The organism is Lentibacter algarum, from assembly GCF_040580765.1.
Classification (GTDB): Bacteria; Pseudomonadota; Alphaproteobacteria; order Rhodobacterales; family Rhodobacteraceae; genus Lentibacter; species Lentibacter algarum.
In genome coordinates this window covers 2,935,392-2,951,082 of the sequence record NZ_CP158687.1, presented here as the reverse complement: position 1 = coordinate 2,951,082, position 15,691 = coordinate 2,935,392, and the positions used below count along the sequence as shown (strand labels likewise).

18 protein-coding genes and 1 pseudogene are annotated in these 15,691 nt (G+C 55.3%); 10 read left to right on the top strand and 9 right to left on the bottom strand.

From position 1 onward, the window contains the following. Window positions 1–280: 280 nt before the first annotated feature. Window positions 281–592, top strand: a complete 312-nt coding sequence (locus tag DSM117340_RS14715; protein WP_354689751.1) for an H-NS histone family protein — start codon at window positions 281–283, stop codon at window positions 590–592. A gap of 749 nt (window positions 593–1,341) precedes the next feature. After that, entirely contained in the window at window positions 1,342–1,611 is a 270-nt protein-coding gene (locus tag DSM117340_RS14710) for a hypothetical protein (RefSeq protein WP_354689750.1), read from the top strand. A 309-nt stretch (window positions 1,612–1,920) separates the two neighbouring features. Here DSM117340_RS14710 and DSM117340_RS14705 read toward each other — a convergent pair whose 3' ends face one another. The 3 genes from DSM117340_RS14705 to DSM117340_RS14695 all read right to left on the bottom strand — a co-directional run bounded on the left by DSM117340_RS14705 (window position 1,921) and on the right by DSM117340_RS14695 (window position 3,621). After that, window positions 1,921–2,070, bottom strand: a complete 150-nt coding sequence (locus DSM117340_RS14705; RefSeq protein ID WP_354690046.1) for a hypothetical protein — start codon at window positions 2,068–2,070, stop codon at window positions 1,921–1,923. A 54-nt stretch (window positions 2,071–2,124) separates the two neighbouring features. After that, window positions 2,125–2,412 carry an IS66 family insertion sequence element accessory protein TnpB gene (locus DSM117340_RS14700; protein ID WP_354689749.1) on the bottom strand — a complete coding sequence of 96 codons (288 nt, stop codon included), beginning with the start codon at window positions 2,410–2,412 and terminating at the stop codon, window positions 2,125–2,127. A 498-nt stretch (window positions 2,413–2,910) separates the two neighbouring features. Continuing rightward, window positions 2,911–3,621, bottom strand: coding sequence for an IS6 family transposase (locus tag DSM117340_RS14695; RefSeq protein ID WP_089894562.1), 711 nt, complete (start codon window positions 3,619–3,621; stop codon window positions 2,911–2,913). Between the two features lie 36 nt (window positions 3,622–3,657). Here DSM117340_RS14695 and DSM117340_RS14690 point away from each other — a divergent pair. Further along, window positions 3,658–3,795: pseudogene (locus DSM117340_RS14690) on the top strand (DUF2853 family protein); the annotation flags it as partial. A 226-nt stretch (window positions 3,796–4,021) separates the two neighbouring features. Here DSM117340_RS14690 and DSM117340_RS14685 read toward each other — a convergent pair. From DSM117340_RS14685 to tsaD, 4 genes are read right to left on the bottom strand one after another with little or no spacing between them, the layout of a single operon-like run. After that, entirely contained in the window at window positions 4,022–4,441 is a 420-nt protein-coding gene (locus DSM117340_RS14685) for an EVE domain-containing protein (RefSeq protein ID WP_089893396.1), read from the bottom strand. Beyond that, complete coding sequence (locus tag DSM117340_RS14680; protein WP_089893393.1) at window positions 4,441–4,713, bottom strand: YciI family protein; 273 nt, start codon at window positions 4,711–4,713, stop codon at window positions 4,441–4,443. The genes DSM117340_RS14685 and DSM117340_RS14680 overlap by 1 nt, the downstream gene beginning before the upstream one ends. Window position 4,714: 1 nt before the next feature. Next, on the bottom strand, window positions 4,715–5,671 hold the full coding sequence (locus tag DSM117340_RS14675; RefSeq protein ID WP_271437297.1) for an NAD(P)H-dependent glycerol-3-phosphate dehydrogenase: 957 nt from the start codon (window positions 5,669–5,671) through the stop codon (window positions 4,715–4,717). Further along, window positions 5,668–6,762 carry a tRNA (adenosine(37)-N6)-threonylcarbamoyltransferase complex transferase subunit TsaD gene (gene tsaD, locus DSM117340_RS14670; RefSeq protein WP_271437296.1) on the bottom strand — a complete coding sequence of 365 codons (1,095 nt, stop codon included), beginning with the start codon at window positions 6,760–6,762 and terminating at the stop codon, window positions 5,668–5,670. The genes DSM117340_RS14675 and tsaD overlap by 4 nt, the downstream gene beginning before the upstream one ends. Before the next feature lie 47 nt (window positions 6,763–6,809). On the opposite strand from tsaD, the gene DSM117340_RS14665 reads away from it, so the two are divergent. From DSM117340_RS14665 to DSM117340_RS14635, 7 genes are all read left to right on the top strand, one after another. After that, window positions 6,810–7,493 carry a uroporphyrinogen-III synthase gene (locus tag DSM117340_RS14665; RefSeq protein ID WP_271437295.1) on the top strand — a complete coding sequence of 228 codons (684 nt, stop codon included), beginning with the start codon at window positions 6,810–6,812 and terminating at the stop codon, window positions 7,491–7,493. A gap of 79 nt (window positions 7,494–7,572) precedes the next feature. Continuing rightward, window positions 7,573–8,754: a hypothetical protein gene (locus DSM117340_RS14660; protein WP_271437294.1), complete on the top strand. Its 1,182-nt coding sequence runs from the start codon at window positions 7,573–7,575 to the stop codon at window positions 8,752–8,754. Between the two features lie 10 nt (window positions 8,755–8,764). Further along, window positions 8,765–10,228: a heme biosynthesis HemY N-terminal domain-containing protein gene (locus DSM117340_RS14655; RefSeq protein WP_284260902.1), complete on the top strand. Its 1,464-nt coding sequence runs from the start codon at window positions 8,765–8,767 to the stop codon at window positions 10,226–10,228. Window positions 10,229–10,427: 199 nt separating this feature from the next. Next, the gene (gene smpB, locus DSM117340_RS14650) at window positions 10,428–10,910 is read left to right on the top strand and encodes an SsrA-binding protein SmpB (RefSeq protein ID WP_089893373.1); all 483 of its coding nucleotides are present in this window, start codon (window positions 10,428–10,430) and stop codon (window positions 10,908–10,910) included. A gap of 125 nt (window positions 10,911–11,035) precedes the next feature. Next, entirely contained in the window at window positions 11,036–11,326 is a 291-nt protein-coding gene (locus DSM117340_RS14645) for a hypothetical protein (RefSeq protein WP_089893370.1), read from the top strand. Between the two features lie 98 nt (window positions 11,327–11,424). Continuing rightward, entirely contained in the window at window positions 11,425–12,294 is an 870-nt protein-coding gene (sseA, locus tag DSM117340_RS14640; RefSeq protein ID WP_245724458.1) for a 3-mercaptopyruvate sulfurtransferase, read from the top strand. Then, the gene (locus tag DSM117340_RS14635; protein ID WP_271437292.1) at window positions 12,294–13,478 is read left to right on the top strand and encodes an amino acid aminotransferase; all 1,185 of its coding nucleotides are present in this window, start codon (window positions 12,294–12,296) and stop codon (window positions 13,476–13,478) included. Before sseA ends, DSM117340_RS14635 begins: the two co-directional genes overlap by 1 nt. A gap of 90 nt (window positions 13,479–13,568) precedes the next feature. On the opposite strand, the gene DSM117340_RS14630 is transcribed toward DSM117340_RS14635, so the two are convergent. Continuing rightward, window positions 13,569–14,342 (bottom strand): 3'(2'),5'-bisphosphate nucleotidase CysQ, encoded by a 774-nt coding sequence (locus DSM117340_RS14630; protein ID WP_271437291.1) that lies wholly within the window; start codon window positions 14,340–14,342, stop codon window positions 13,569–13,571. Continuing rightward, a complete protein-coding gene (locus DSM117340_RS14625; protein WP_271437290.1) occupies window positions 14,329–15,675 on the bottom strand; it encodes a TldD/PmbA family protein in 1,347 nt (448 codons plus the stop codon). The genes DSM117340_RS14630 and DSM117340_RS14625 overlap by 14 nt, the downstream gene beginning before the upstream one ends. Between the last annotated feature and the right edge of the window lie 16 nt (window positions 15,676–15,691).

Genomic DNA, 15,691 nt, shown 5'->3' with positions numbered 1-15,691 from the left:
ATTTGAAAAAATCTCCATGCCCGTGCTCCCCCACTTTTAAAGAGGGCAAACTCTCCAAAGAGGCGTTCGTCAAGACATTGGCTTAAGAGACCGCAATAAAAAACACTTTTTAAACCAATTGGAATAAATGAAGTTTCAATAAAATACTTTTTTAGGTACATTTATGTCAAAATTTAAAAGCCCCTTCATAAACTTGGATTATTGCTCTGTTCATACTCTAGTTTCTATTTTATGAATAATAGCCTAATCGACAAATAGTTTTTCCCAATAGGATCTAAAAATGGACCTCAATACCCTTTCCCTGAAAGAACTCAAAGACCTCCAAGACAAAGTTGCCATTGCGATATTTGATTTTGAAAGGCGCAAAAAAGCCGAAACTCTAGTAGAGTTAAAAGCCTTGGCACAATCTAAAGGGTTTTCTTTGGAGGAGCTGCTGGATAACGGCAAAGCCAATAAGAAAAAAACACCTGTTGCGGCCAAATACGCGGACCCTGCCAACCCCGACAACACATGGTCGGGTCGTGGTCGCAAGCCTAAATGGCTGGCAGCCGCTCTTGAGAATGGTGCTTCTATCGAAAACTTCGCCCTCTAAGGCGGCTTTTACCAAGCGACACCTCTTAAGATAGCTCTTGGCTGTTCGCTGCGGTGTCGTGAGGTGATAAGCTGACAGCGAGACGCCATGCTGGTGAAGATGATCCTTTCAAATCGTCTGGAGCAGATCGTGAGCACACTTTTTAACCTTTCCAACAATTAGGTCCGCAAAAGGCTTTCTTTCAGTCGGCTCATGCGGCTTGGCTCAAGAGACCGTTTTGTTGATGCCAGAACGATTTAGCTTTGCCGCGCCGCAGTGGCGCCAGCTGGCACGGTAGTGGGGCTATTGCTGCGCTTTGACGAACATCTCAATTGACTGGGCGCCATCATCCGTGGCGGGCAAATTTTGCGCCCTTCTATTTTGACAGAGCTGTTCAACCACAAAACGCGCAATGCGAGCGCTATGATAAAGAAGAGCACCCAAGTGTTGAGCAGAAAGCCCGTCAACCGCAGTCAGAAGGATGTTGATGCGCATTGGACGCATACTGGAACTTCTTTTGTGCGGCTGGGTATGTCTCAAATTAAAGGCGGGCCGCTTTAAACCAAGCACTGGCCAAAGCGTCGAACCATAACATTTGTCAGGCCGTGACCAAGGAGATCTGCCAAAAGCCACCGCGGGCGACACATTCCAGGACAGGATTAACCCCACACCCGCGGACAAGATTGGCTCATGCCCCAAACCTCACACGCCAGATTTGACAAGTATTCCTTGTAAGAGTAATTTTAAGATGTCTTTTTACCGGAAACTCTATGCCACTTAAAAGTAAAGTTAATGCGATGGTTAAGAACAGTTCAAAATACTCTGGTCCTTTTATAAAAGAAGGGCTTTGCGTTGATGTCCAGATCTTTTATGATTTGAAAAAAGGCTGGAAATTATCAACCTATGACGGAGAAAACAAACCCGTTATCTGGAGCGAAACGTTCCAAACAGAGTTGGACGCCTGGAACCACTTCCTTGAAATTGTCGCAAGAGACGGCATGGAGGCTTTGTCAGGGCCAATGAGCGTTATGGACATATGAAAGAACTTTGTCTAAATACAGTTCTACAAAATTTAAACTGTTCCTAGTTTTTTTGGCTATCTTACAGCCAAATATTGGCAACGTTGTTTTAAGGCTGCTAAGCGTATTCGGGGAGTGGCAATGCGCAAGAATTATCGGATCTGCTCTTGGGTCAAAATGAAGGTCTTGGTCCCTTCAGAAAAACGAAGTCATTATTCGGCAGTGTGTTTGACTCAAACAGTAACCGCTCGATTGTTACCGCGGCCTAGGCGGTGTCCGTCGTCAGGGTTTTTGGGACCAAAGGGGGCCTAAACTAAGAGAGAATCTGGCTCATCTGGTTGGTTTGATTATGCGGCTGTCTTCGCCACGCAGGCCATCCAACACGATCCTAATCTTCTCTTCAGATGAATAGTGCTTGCGCGTCGCGCGCTTGATGTCTTTGACAATCTTCGATCCGGGGCTTTTCGTTGTCTTTCTCATTGTCCACTCCTTGGTGGTTACGATGAGCAACAAACCCTCTCTTAGCAAATCGCCCTATTTGGGCCCATAGGTGCTGACGTCAGACACGGGGCAGATATCAACAGGGAAACTAAAGCGCCGCCCGTTTGCAAACTGAACTTCAGCATTGAGTGATACATCAATAGCGTCCGTTTCCACCGCCGGAGGAGCAAGAGGGAAGAATGTCACGCCAGCCGAATTTGTGCGCTCCAGTGCAGCCTTCCTCTTCAGCTCCTGGCGCCACTGATAAATATGTTGCCGCGTAATATCGTGCGCGCGGGCAACGTCCGCATCGCTGGCACCATTGACGCCAACCTTGCTCAAGATTGCTTACTTTTCCTCATCACGCCATCGGCGCCGACGCTCAACGCCAATGATAACTTCCTGTCGCAGATACCGCCCTGTCTCATACGACGCCAATAACGACATAGCTTAAGATCTCAAAACAAACTCAGACAGGCGGTACCAACCGAGCGGTGACCTCAAACACCATTCCGTCCCCTGTGATTCAAAATAACTATTGTGGGAGCCCTCGGAGTAACGAGGAGCACCTGCCAGTGGTTGATCTGCTCGAACCCATAAGACCCTGATAGTCACGCCAATCAATGAAGACATATCTATTTTGGAGGTCCGGGCAGTTATCTCCCCATCGTTCTAACCCTTTGTGTGCCGCAGGCAGAGCAGTAGGAGCTGATCTTGCCCAAGAAGATGCTCGCAGACCTCTCGCAGTCACCCTCGCTACCGGCCACGCCCTGGCGCACCTGTTGCAAGGGTATTGCCAAGTTGTTGCTGGCCCATTGTGAAACATTGGCAACCGTTGGATCATGCCGCCATTTCGGCGGTGTAATCGGACCAGAGGTTGAACGCATCAGTGCGGGCGTGGCGGTATGAGGTTGCGTTCAGTTGATAGCGGCGCGGTCGGAAGATCAGGTTGATCTGGTCATGTGCTGACAGAAACCTTTGAGCCTGCCGGTGGGATTTGAATCGGCCAAATATTTTCTCTCGTTTACGCGTCGGCCTGTGCGACACTTCGATCGCATTGTTCAAACCCTTGTGGGCGCGATGATCCGCGCCCGGTGCCAGTTTACTGATGGGCTGGATGTAACTGCGCAACTTGTCGGTGATCACGACCCGTGGTTCGCCGAACAGGGTGATCAATCTTTGGAAGAACCGCTTTGCGGCCTTTGCGTTTCGGCGTGTTTGCACGAGAATATCGAGCACGTCGCCATTTGCGTCGATCGCGCGCCACAACCAATGTTTCTTGCCACGGATTGTAATAACGACTTCGTCAAGATGCCATTTGTCGTTCGGTTGCGGTCGATCCCGGCGGATGCAGTTTACGAAATGTTGCCCAAAGCGATTGACCCATAGCCGGATCGCCTCACGGCTGACAACCACGCCCCGCGCTGCCAACAGGTCCTCGACATCCGCCGTGCTCAGTGCAAAGCGATGGTACGCCCAAACCGCGTAAGCAATGATCTCGCGGGGGTAGCGGAAGCCTTTCAGGCGCAGCATATGGGTCGGAATGTTCATGGGACCGACATAGCTTGATCAAACCCGGCCAACAACTTGGCAATACCCCCCAAGCTTATGGAAGGCATCGACTCTGTCTTGGAGACCTATGGAAAGTCAGAGCGCAACAAGTATCGCGCTGTGGTGTATTACATGCTGACCAAGCATTTTGGCAAAGAGTCTGTCTACAAATAAACAGATATGCCTGAGAAGATAACGCCTGCCAATTTGGCGGGCGTTATCTATTTGAGTTATGTTTTAGACAGTTGGAGTTTGGGTCTGCGCCAAACTTGCGATAGGCATGACTTGTTCGAGTCAGTACGGCCGAACCCAGATTGATATTCGCGTGTGGTGGTTAGGGAGCACGTGGGGAGAAAGAGGGTTCAGCCAGAGTTTGTCCGGCTTGAACCCTCTTTTCATTTTAGCTTTTCGTTTTACCCATCGCGCAGATGATGTCCCACTCATCTTTGGCAACGGGCTGCACCGAAAGACGCGGACTTTTGACAAGCGGCATCTCAGCAAGACGCGGATCAGATTTGATCATTGCGAGTGTGACGGGTTGCGAAAAGGGGCGCAGCGCTTTGATATCGACACACTCCCACCGGAGGTCGTCTGTGCTGCTATCCGGGTGCGCTTCTTTGATCACTTCAACAATCCCGACAACAGCTTTGTCAGACTGAGAATGATAGAAGAAACCACGATCGCCCAGGCGCATTTCTCGCATGAAGTTGCGCGCTTGGTAGTTGCGCACACCGTCCCATTCCTCGCCTGCGTCGCCCTTGGCGACTTGGGCAGGCCAGCCCCATGTGTCGGGCTCTGATTTGAAGAGCCAATAGCGCATTATCCGATTACTTTTTTCCAAGGCTGGATGCGCACATCAGAGAAGAGGCCTGCTTTGGCGTACGGATCATTGTCAGCCCAGCTTTGTGCGGCGGAGGCATCAGCCACATCTAGGATCACGAGGGAACCGGCCATTTCGCCAGCCTCGTCAAGAAGGGGCCCAGCCATGGCGACAACGCCTGTCTCGGCAATGTAGGCGAGGTGAGCGTCGCGGTTGGCTTTGCGGGTATCGAGACCGCCTTTTTTGTCGGTGCAGATAAGGGCGATGAGCATGTTATTCTTCCTTGAGTGGGCGTGAAAGGAGCGTTTGTAGAGCTTCGGAAACGCTATAGTCACCGTTGCTGAGGGCTGCAACGGCTGTACAAATAGGCATGTCGATTTGAAGTTCTTCGGCCCATGCAACAACGGCGTTGGCTGTGGGCACGCCTTCGACTGTGACAGATGTATCGAAAGGCTCTTCGCGGCCGAGAGCAAGGCCGAAACGATAGTTGCGCGAGAGCTCAGATGTGCAGGTGAGAGCGAGATCACCGAAGCCTGAGAGGCCTGTGAGCGTGTCGGGTTGCGCGCCACGGCGAAGGGCCAAGCGCTGCATTTCGGCGAAGCCACGAGTCATCAAGGCGGCGCGGGCGCTGTCGCCCATACCCTTTCCGATGCAGGCTCCGCAGGCGATAGCGATCACGTTTTTTAAAGCCCCACCAAGCTCTGCGCCTGTTGTATCGGTGGTGCGATAGATCCGTAAATTGGGCGTCGTGAGGGCCAGTTGCAATGTTTTGCCAATTTGTGTGGTTTCGCAAGCAAGGGTGAGCGCGGTTGGCAGGCCGCGCGCAATATCGGCCGCAAAGCTTGGTCCTGTAAGAAGAGCTGCGTTGGCATGAGGAAGGCATGCGCGGATTGTCTCGACAGGACCAAAGTGTGTCTTAAGATCAAGGCCTTTGCAGGCAGCAATCAACGTGCGGTCTGCTAAGGGCTCTGCGTTTTCGGTCAAAAAGTCCCGCAGCTGCTGCATTGGCACGGCGAGAATGACAGGCCCGTCATGAGAAATGTCTGACAGCGCTTCAATGACAGTGAGGCTCTCTGGGAAAGGGGCTTTTGGCAGTCGGCGTGCATTCTGGCGGCTTGCTTGCATATCGGCCCCGCCGTTGCGCGCCCAGAGGGTCACAGGCTGGCCTGTGCGCGCGAGCGAGATCGCCAAGGATGTGCCAAAAGCGCCTGCGCCTAGAATGGTGATCATGCTTTGGCTCCTTTCTTGCCTGAGCCGAGCATTGAAGGGCTACTTGTATCAAGCGGCCAGCGCGGGCGCGCGGCAAGTGTTAGGTCATCTTGCTGGCCCATTTCAAAAAGCTCAAGCCCCGCGTAGGCGATCATTGCGGCATTGTCTGTGCAGAGCGCAAGGGGCGGGCTGAGAAACTGGGCGCCAAATTCTGCGGCAACAGTTTCTAGCGCGGCGCGGATGCTCTTGTTGGCGGCAACACCGCCTGCGACGGTGAGTACAGGCTGGATAGGGCCCAGCTCAATGTAGAGCGCCATGGCGCGACGAGCCTTTTCCGCCATGACATCGCTAACTGCAGCCTGAAAGCCAGCGCAAAGATCAGCGCGGTCTTGGCGCGTGATCCCGTCTTTCTCGGCAACGAGAGCATCACGTGCGCGCAGAAGTGCTGTTTTGAGTCCAGAAAAAGACATATCACATCCTGCGCGGTCAAGCAGAGGGCGGGGCAGGCGGAAGCGCTTTGGGTCGCCTCTCAACGCTTCGGTTTCGACAATGGGTCCGCCGGGCTGGGGCAAGCCAAGGAGACGCGCGGTTTTGTCAAATGCTTCGCCTGGGGCGTCATCAATTGTGCCGCCGAGACGGGTGAAATCTTGGGGGCTGCGCACGATGAGAAATTGGCAATGTCCGCCTGAAACCAGCAGCATGAGGTAAGGGTAACTTGGCGAGTCTGTGAGGCGTGGTGTGAGTGCATGGCCAGCAAGGTGATTGACGCCGATCAAGGGCTTTCCTGAGCCAGCGGAGAGGCCCTTGGCAAGCGCTACACCAGACATAACGCCGCCGATGAGGCCAGGGCCAGCTGTAACGGCGATTGCGTCAATATCGGCGAGTGTCAGACCCGCATGAGACAGCGCTTGAGCTATGCAGCCATCGAGCCTTTCGGCATGCGCGCGTGCGGCGATCTCGGGCACGACGCCGCCGAAGTCGGCATGCAGACTTGTCTGGCCTTCGACCACCGAAGACAGCACTGACGCTGCGCCCGATGTGCCGCGCACTACGGCTGCGGCCGTGTCGTCACAGCTGCTTTCTATACCGAGAAGGGTCAGTGTCTTTTGCATCGGTCTTTTCATTGCATGGGTGCTTTGCTGCAGGTAACACCTTAGCCATGGTTAAAACAAGTTTGCCTCTCGTTCTTCTGACACGCCCGCGTGCGGCGGCGGAGCGCTTTGCGGCGATGCTTTGGGCTGAGCGGCCTGATCTTGAGATAATGATAAGCCCGATTATGGAGATTGTGTATCTCAAGCCCGAGGTCTTGCCGCAGGCAGAAGTGCTTATTTTTAGCTCTGTGCACGGGGTAAAGGGCTACATTGCGGCGGGTGGCGCACCCGCGCAGGCATATTGTGTCGGTGTTGCGACAGGTGAGTGTGCTCATACCGCTGGGTTTGATGTTTTGCAGATTGCGCCCGATCTTGAGCGTTTGAAGCCTGTTTTGGGGCAGGAAGAACGTAGCCTTTTGCAGGTTCGCGGTGTCCATGCGACAGCGGATCTTGTGGCGGAGTTTGGCCATGTGAAGAGCGTAATTGTTTATGATCAGCCGAGCGTTGGGCTGAGTGCGGCTGCAAAAGGTGCACTGGCAAGCAGTCGGTCTGTGGTTGTGCCGCTCTTTTCGCCGCGCAGTGTGCGAGCCTTTGCCGCCGAGGCACTTCGGCTTGATGGGCTATATGCCGCATATATCAGCGAGGCGGCGAAAGCGGCGTGGGAACTGCCTTCTATAGCGGCAGAAACGGCCGAAACGCCCGATGCGCAGGGTATGGTTGTCGCGACCTTGAAGCTTATTGATAAGGTTTGATTGCTTGAGGCTCTTGCAAGGGGCGTCTAAGCTCAGTTTGGTATAGTAAATTTGGTGAGATTCGGGAGGGCCGTGCGCCGTGGCACGCAAGACAACTAAAACCAAAAAACCAACCTTAGAGGCCAAACCCGAGACTGAAGACGCAGTGATCGAGGCGGCAGACGTTGAGACACCTGCAGAGGAGGTCGAGGCGATAGAGCCCGCGCCTGAGACTCCGGAAGAGCCGTCTGAAGAAATCGTAGAGGCGATTGAGCCAGATGCAACTTTAGAAGAAACGCAAACTTTTACGCCGCAGACCACCGTTGTGCGCAAGGGAGGGTTTGTTCCGATGGTTCTTGGTGGCGTGGTCGCTGCTGGGATCGGATTTGGATCTGCGCTGTACTTATTGCCTAATTTGCCAGCCGCTTGGCTGCCCTCGCAGGGCGAAAACCCCATGGAAGCATTGGCGCAAAAGCTTGAAGCGCAGAGCCAAGAGATTGCCGCCATGAAAGCCGAGCTGGCCGATGCAGGGGCGAATGAGGCGCTCGAAGCGCGTGTTGCCGATGTGAGTGGGCAGGTCTCTGGGCTTGCAGGCGAGATCGCGGCGTTGAAAGCACCTGTTGAGGCGATTGCCGAGCTTGGTGTGCGCCTTGATGCTTTGGAAAAAGCACCAGTCGCCAATGCGTCGCCCGTCGCGGTCGAGGCGTATCAGCGTGAGATGGATGAGTTGCGCGCGGAGATTGGCGCGATGACGGCTGAAGCGGAAGCCAAGCGGGCCTCCGCAGAGATGACTGCGCAAGAGGCTTTGCGGCGCTCTGCGATGAGCCAAATTTTGACATCACTTGAGACGGGCTCCGGCTTTGCGGAGGCTATTGAGAGCCTGAGTGCGACGGGTGTGAATGTGCCTGAAGCTCTTGTCGCGCAAGCAGCGGGTGTGCCGACGGTTGCGGGGCTGAGCGCGGACTTTCCAGAGGCTGCGCGAGAGGCGTTGGCAGCAGCAAGAACCGCAGAGGGCAGCGAGAGCAGCGGTTTTGGCGCTTTCTTGAAGTCACAACTGGGTGCGCGTTCGCTTGAGCCACGTGAGGGCACCGACCCTGACGCTGTGCTCTCACGGATGGAAGCTGCGGCGCGTGAAGGCCGCTTGGGAGATGTTATGGCTGAGGCAGAAGGCCTGCCTGAAGAAGCCAAAGCGCCGCTTCAAGACTGGCTAGATTCGGCGAAAGCGCGGCAAGCTGCAACAGAGGCTGCTGAGGCGCTGAACCAGACGATGAATACGAATTGAGGGTAAAGACATGCTTTGGTCATTGATAAAGATTTTTCTGTTTTTTGCCCTTATTGCGGGGGCCAGTTTTGGCGCACTTGAATTGCTTGCCTTGGAGGGTGGTATCCGCATTGCTATAGCGGGGCAGGAATATAGCCTGACGCCATTGCAAGCTGTGATCGCCTTGGTTTTGCTTGTCATTGCGGTTTGGCTTTTCCTCAAGCTGATGGGCCTTTTGCTGGCGACATTCCGTTTTCTCAATGGGGATGAAACTGCAATTTCGCGGTATTTTGATCGCAACCGAGAGCGCAAGGGCTTTCAGGCTTTGGCGGATGGAATGTTGGCGCTTGCCTCTGGTGAAGGGCGTCTGGCGATGGCCAAGGCAGCGAGGGCAAACAAGTATCTCGACCGACCTGATCTTACTGATCTTTTGACAGCGCAAGCTGCGGAAATGGCGGGAGACAAAGGCAAGGCCGAGGAGGCTTATAAGCGGCTTCTCACGGAGGATCGTACTCGGTTTGTTGGCGTTCGTGGTATCATGAAACAACGCCTTGCTGCGGGCGACACAGACAAAGCGCTTGCGCTGGCGAAGACTGCGTTTGCCCTTAAGCCCGCACATGAAGAAACACAGGATGTGCTCCTTAGACTTCAGGCTCAAGGGGCTGATTGGAAGGGTGCGCGCGAAACACTGAAAGCTAAGCTCAAGCACGGCTCTTTGCCGCGTGATGTCCATAAGCGCCGTGATGCTGTATTGGCGTTGAGTGAGGCGAAAGGCGTGCTGTCTGAGGACAGTGGCATTGACGGGCAAGAGCGCGCGATTGAGGCCAATAAGCTTTCGCCAGACTTAATTCCTGCGGCTGTTATGGCTGCGAAAAGTTATATTGAGCAGGGCAAGCCAAAATACGCGGCGCGCGTTATTTCTAAGGCTTGGGCCGCACGTCCACACCCTGACCTTGCGGGCGCATTTGCTGGAATTGTTCCTGACGAAACACCAGACAAACGTATCAAGCGCTTCCGTGCTTTGACAAAGACCAATCCGAACGATCCTGAGACAAAAATGCTGCTCGCCGAGCTGAACATTGCGGCTGAAAACTTCCCTGATGCGCGGCGCGCTCTGGGCGATCTTGTGGAGACACAGGCTGACGCTCGTGCGCTGACCATCATGGCGGCTGTCGAGCGGGGTGAGGGAGCGTCTGACACTGTGGTCAAAGGCTGGCTTGCCAGAGCTTTGAGCGCACCGCGCGGGCCTCAGTGGGTCTGTGATAACTGTCAGCATATTCATGCAGAGTGGACGCCGACTTGTGATAATTGCGGGGCACTTGATACGCTGTCTTGGAAGCGCCCGCCACAGAGCGAAGTGCAGGCTCTTTCGAGTGCTGCGATGCTGCCGCTGATTGTGGGTGCGATTGAGGATAAATCGGATGAGGCGGTTGCCGAAATCGACGATGCAGAAATCGTAGATATGAACGCAGCGGACGGTCAGGTTAATTCTTGATTTGGGGGGGTGAAACCCGTGCACACTGCGTGCACAACCCGTGCACCGGCAAAATGGAATTTTGGCGGCGTTAACCTTTAAAATATTTTTTTAACAAAGCGTTCAGACATCGGCAGGACAAGCGCGTTGTAAAGGCGCATCCTGTGAGCGAGCATCAAGCGCTCTCGACTTTTGCGGCGCAGGTGATTATCTGGCGATCATGGCACAAGGCAATGGAAAATCTGATCCGAACTACAAGGTGATCGCCGAGAATCGGCGCGCGCGCTATGATTACGCGATCGAGGATGATCTCGAATGCGGGATCATGCTTGAGGGATCGGAAGTGAAGTCGCTCCGCGAGGGGGGCTCGAATATTGCCGAAAGCTACGCGACTGTGGAAGACGGCGAACTCTGGCTCGTGAACGGCTATATTGCGCCCTACAAACAGGCACGACAGTTCAAGCACGAAGAACGCCGCCGCCGTAAGCTTCTGGTCAGCCGTAAGGAGCTTGCCAACCTCTGGAGCGCGACCAACCGCAAGGGTATGACGCTTGTTCCGCTGGTGATGTATTTCAATCATCGGGGCATGGTGAAGCTCAAGATCGGGATCGCCAAGGGTAAGAAAAACCATGACAAGCGCGCCTCTGACGCCAAGCGCGATTGGGGCCGCCAGAAACAACGCCTCTTGCGCCACGGCGACTGAGCTGCCCTAACATGGGAAAGCGATGTGGTATTTCCCATTCTGACATTTTCAGTCTTTGCGCTAGTCTGCCCCCACCAAAGCAGAGTGAATTGCTTGGATTTTAAAGGGTAGGGAAGGACTTTCGTATGGAACTTATTATCGGTTTGATTTCAGGTGCTGTGGGCGGCAACGTCGCCGGCGGCGTTTTGAAAAACCTCAACCAAGGTACGCTGATCAACTCGCTGGCGGGCGTTGTGGGCGGCGGGCTTGGCGGCTCCATCCTTGGTATGTTGGGCGCGCCTGACATGGCGGGTGTTGCTGGCGAAGCGGCAGGCCTCGATATTGGCGCGATCATTGGCCAAGTTGCTGGAGGCGGCGTTGGTGGTGGCGCTGTGCTGGCGATTGTTGGTGTCGTGCGCAACATGATGAACAAATAAGTCTCTTTTCAGAGAAACAAAACGAGGGCCGGGTACAGGAAACTGTGCTCGGCCTTGCTCCTTTTGACCTTGCGCGCTAGAGATTTGGGAGATGAAAGATGAGGGTGAAGATGGCGCAAGATGATCCCAAGACGTTGGTGAGCACAGAGTGGCTGGCCGCACATTTGAAAAATCCTGATCTAAGGATTCTGGATGCAACCTGGGTTTTGCCACATGTCGAGCTTGATGCTGTGGCGGGCTATAATGCGGCGCATATTCCAGGTGCACGGTTCTTTGATATTGATGAAATCAGCGATCATCGTAGCGAGCTGCCGCATATGGTTCCTCCGGTTGAGAAGTTTATGAGCCGGATGCGTGCCATGGGTGTCGGCGACGGGCATCAGGTTGTTGTTTATGACCAAGTGGGCGTGAGTTCGGCGCCGCGGGTTTGGTGGCTTTTTAAGCTTATGGGGCAGGAGAATGTCGCTGTGCTGGATGGTGGCTTGCCCAAGTGGGTGGCTGAAGGCCGCAATACCGAAGACCTTCCGCCGATGGTGCGCGACAGGCATATGACAGTGCGCGTTCAAAATCATCTGGTGAAAGATGTGACGCAGGTCTCTTCGGCGAGCAAACTTGGCGATTACGAGATCGTTGACGCGCGCTCGCGCGGACGCTTTGCGGGGACAGAGCCAGAGCCACGCGCGGGGCTACGCGGCGGGCATATTCCGAATTCAAAGAACGTTCCGTTTGGCGAGCTTTTGACAGAGCAGAAAACTTTGAAGTCACCAGACGAGCTGCGCAGTGTTTTTGAAGCGGCAGGCGTCGACCTCAGCAAGCCTGTGATCACCTCTTGCGGATCGGGGATCACAGCGGCGATCCTCTCACTCGCGCTCGAGCGGATCGGCAAGACAGACCACGCAGTATATGATGGCTCATGGGCCGAGTGGGGCGCGTTTGGAACGCTGCCAGTGAAAACGGGAGAAGCCTGATGTTTTCGAACCTAAAAAACCAACCTGTTGATAAGATCATGCAAGTGATGGCCAAATTTAGGGCTGATCCACGGCCCAACAAGATTGATCTTGGTGTTGGTGTTTACAAAAACGCGCTCGGCGTTACGCCTGTGATGCGTGCGATCAAGCAGGCGGAGCATAAGCTCTGGGAGGAGCAAGAAACCAAGGCCTATGTCGGTCTGGTGGGTGATCCTGCGTATAGTGATGCGATGATCAAGCTGGTCTTGGGCGATGCAGTGGCGCGCGAAAATATTGGTGCAGCAGCGACACCGGGTGGCACTGGAGCTGTGCGGCAGGCGTTTGAAATGATCAAGATGGCGACACCTGAGGCGCGAGTCTTTGTGAGCAATCCGACATGGCCGAACCACATCAGTATTCTGGACTATGTCGGGCTGGAATGTGTGCAGTATCGCTACTTTGACGCAGAGACACGCTCTGTGGACTTTGGCGGTATGATGGCGGATTTGGACGGGCTGCGCGCAGGCGATATCGTGCTGTTGCACGGTTGCTGCCACAACCCGACGGGTGCAAACCTGACTTTGGAACAGTTCGGAGCCGTTATTGAGGTGATGAATGCCAAGGGCGCGATCCCGATGGTGGATATTGCGTACCAAGGCTTTGGCGACGGGCTGGAAGAAGATGCGGCGGCGACACGGCTTGTTGCGTCGAGCGTGCCCGAGTGTTTGATTGCTGCAAGCTGCTCCAAGAATTTCGGGATCTACCGCGAACGCACTGGGCTTTTGATGTGTGTCTCTCAAGACGCTGCCAAAACGCCGTTGACGCAGGAGAACCTCGCCTTTCTCAACCGTCAGAACTACAGCTTTCCGCCTGATCACGGCGCGCGGCTTGTCAGCATGATCCTGAACGATGATGCGCTGAAAGCGGAGTGGATGAGTGAGCTGGAAGAGGTACGCCTTGGAATGCTCGGTCTGCGCGAGCAGCTTGCGGGCGAACTGGCACGGCTCACCAACTCGGACCGTTTCAACTTTTTGCGTGAACATCGCGGGATGTTTTCTCTGCTTGGAACAGGGCCAGATATGGTTGAACTCATGCGTGAGAAGAACGGCATTTATATGATCCCTGACAGCCGTATGAATATTGCCGGTTTGAACAAAGAGACTGTGCCTTTGTTGGCGAAAGCAATTGTCGAGGCGGGTATTTAGGCTCGAATTTTCGCTGTGCGAAAATCCGACCAGTGCGAGGGGCCAGCCCCTCGCACTCCCCGGGATATTTTTGAAAAGAAGAAGGACGGGTCAGGCTAGAGCCTTGATCAACTCGGCGTGAATATTTGCGCTTGAGGCGACAACTCCGTTTGAAGCGGGATCACTTTTATTAAAGCGCAGGTCTGCGCCTTTTCGGTCGGTGACTTGAGCGCCAGCTTCTGTGATGAGGAGGGCGCCAGCTGCGATATCCCATTCCCAAGAGCGGCGCAGGGTGAGCATCCCATCATAGCGGCCTTCAGCAACCAGTGCGAGGCGGTAGGCCAGTGATGGGCGGTAAGCGCGCTTGAGATCGGGGGGGCCGCTTTTCCAGTGATGTGGCTCAAAGGCGGGGCGGGCGGCCAGAAGCTCGGACCCTTCAAGTTTGCTGCGCCGAGACGCCATGATGGGTTTACCATTGAGCGTTGCGCCTTGGCCAAGGGCGGCAGAATAGAGTTTTTGACGCAAGGGCAAATAGACCACGGCGGCGACGGGCCGGCCGTCTTCCACCACGGCGATGGAATGCGCCCATGTTGTAGAGCCCTCAATGAAGCTGCGGGTTCCGTCTATGGGATCAATTACGAAAGCGCGCGATTTTTTGAGGCGCGCCTCTGAGTCCTCGGTTTCTTCAGACAGCCAGCCATAGTCTGGGCGTGCGGCCTGGAGTGTATCTTCTAGGTAGGCGTTGACGGCGAGGTCTGCTTCTGTGACGGGGCCTGCGCCTTCGTCTTTGTCCCACTTTTTGAGGCGGTCCATGGCAAAGCCTGTGGCGATTTCGCCTGAGCTTTGCGCGGCTTTTATGAGCAGCTCTAGGTCAGGATCCTGCAAGAGTCAGGCCTTCGAGGAGCAGGGAGGGCACAACGCGCGAGAGATGTGTGCGGGCATCATTGGCGGGGACGATGGTGCGCAGCATATCGCGCAGATTACCTGCGATGGTGACTTCGTTGACGGCATGGGTGATTTCGCCGTTTTCGACCCAGAAGCCCGATGCGCCCCGGGAATAGTCGCCTGTGTTCGGGTTGATTGTGGAGCCGATCAGCGAGGTTACGAGGAAGCCTTTGCCCATGTCGCGCAGAAGCTCGGCGTGTGTTTGCGTGCCTTGGGTGAGAGCAATGTTCCAGACGCTTGGCGAGGGCGCGCTGCCTGTGCCTCGTGCGGCATTGGCTGTGCTTTTCATCCCGAGCTTACGCGCGTTGGCGAGGTCAAGTGTCCAGCCCTCAAGCACGCCGTTGCGGACGATGTGGCGAGGCGCTGTGGGCAGACCTTCGGCATCAAACGGGCGCGACGCAGAGGTGCGGGGGCGGTGCGGGTCTTCTACGATTGAAAGATGTTTGGGGAGGACTTCTTCGCCCAGAGCGTCCCGCAGCCACGAGGAGCCGCGCGCAACCATAGCGCCGTTGACGGCGGCGAGCAGGTGGCCCACGAGCGTGCTTGAGATGCGCTCGTCAAAGAGGATCGGGTAGCTGCCTGTCTTGGGCTTTTTGGGATTGAGCCGCTCGACGGCACGGGCGGCAGCGAGTGCTCCGATCTCATCAGCGGAGCGCAGATCAGCCTGAAAGATGCGGCCGTCGCCATCATAATCGCGCTCCATGCCAAGACCTGTGCCAGCGATTGCCACGCAAGAGAGCGAGCGAGAAGAGCGTTGGTAGCCACCAGAGAAGCCCGTGCTTGTGGCGAGCTGGACTGTGGTTTGGGAATAGCTCGCGCTGGCAGATTGAACCTGAGAAACACCTGGGTTGGCGAGGGCGGCCGCTTCGGCGCGACGCGCGTCTTCTTGGAGCGTTTCGGGGCTTGGCTCGGGTGTGTTGTCATAAAGTTCGAATGCGGAGATGTCCCATGATGTGGCCAGCTCTTCGCGCGGGGCAAGGCCGATGTAGGGATCTTCGGGCGCTTCATGCGCCATGGCGACGGCGCGCTCGGCGACTTGGGCGATCGCCTCGGGCCGTGTGTCAGAAGAGGAGACCATCGCCTGACGTTGTCCGACCATGACGCGCAGGCCAAGGTCTGTGCCTTCGGCGCGCTCGGCTTGTTCCAGCTTGCCTTGGCGAATATCGAGAGAGACAGAGCGGCCCTCTAGGGTGATCACATCGGCGCTGTCTGCGCCAGCTTTGAGCGCGGCGGCGAGAGCGGATTGGGCGAGAGCTTCAAGCGTGTTTTTCATGAGACTGTTGTGGGCC